Annotated in this window: 1 protein-coding gene; it reads right to left on the bottom strand. The window is 67.7% G+C overall.

Going from position 1 to position 1,013, the window contains the following annotated elements; all coding sequences use genetic code 11:
- The coding region (gene istA, locus ABS761_RS16860) for an IS21 family transposase (RefSeq protein ID WP_350409550.1) at nucleotides 1-1,013 on the bottom strand (1,013 nt) is incomplete at both ends.

Below are 1,013 nucleotides of genomic sequence, written 5' to 3'. Positions count from 1 at the left end.
ACGGTCCGGTAGTGACAGGCTCGCAAGGACAGCGCCAGCGCGCAGGCCGTCTCCAGGCGATCCTTGCCATAGCGCTTCGCGAGCGACAGCAAACCCAAGCAGGATCGATAGCCTTGCTCTGGATGTTTGTAGCGAGCCAGCAGTTCGCCGATCAGGGTGCCGGTGGCAATGCCCACCGTCAGCCCCCAGTCGATCAGGCGCTGTGGTGTCCATTGGCGGTGTGCACGGTGGGCCGCCGGCATGTGGGCATCGACCGTCGTGTAGCCGCTGGCCTGGCGGCTGCGGGCATGGGCGGCCACCCGGCGCCCTCGGTGCAGCAGCTCTACGACTGTGGCCGAGATCCGGGCGTCCAGCTGTTGGCCCACCAGGGCGTGTGGCACGCTGTAGCGGTGTGCCTCGATCTCGACGTGGTAATCCACATGCACCCGCACGGTCTTGAAGCGGGCATACTCGTAACGGGCTGTGGGCAAGGCACCCATGGCAGGCGCATCGATGGTGGCGAAGACGCTGGCACGGCTCCCGGGCAACTTCTGGAAGGGCCGGTCGTTCAATTCTGCCAGCAGTGGCCGGATCGCCCGGTTGGCGGCAGCCAGATTGGCTAGGCGCACATGGCGCAGACGCGCCAGGATCCAGCGCTCGACCACCTGCACGGCCGACTCGACGCTGGCCTTGTCCTGCGGCGTGCGAGGTCTCGCCGGCAGGACCGAGCAGCCGTAGTGGCGAGCGAAGTCCAGCACCGTGTCGCCCACACGCGGTTCATAGCGATCGGGCACGGCGATGACGGCGCGCGGGTTGTCGGGCACGATCAGTTCGGGCACGGCCCCCATGAAGTGCAAGGCACCGGCCATGCCGGTGACCCAGTCGGCGGTCTTCTGTCCGGCGGTGGCCTGCGCATAGGTGTAGTGCGAGGCCCCCATGGCCGAGACGAAGATGTTGGCACGGCTGCCATCGGCCAGTGCCAGCGTGGGGCCGGCGTAGTCCACAAACAGCTTCTCGCCGGCCCGGTGCACCTG

It is taken from the genome of Castellaniella sp. GW247-6E4, assembly GCF_040276065.1.
Lineage (GTDB): Bacteria > Pseudomonadota > Gammaproteobacteria > Burkholderiales > Burkholderiaceae_B > Castellaniella.
This window is presented reverse-complemented; position numbering and strand designations above follow the sequence as displayed.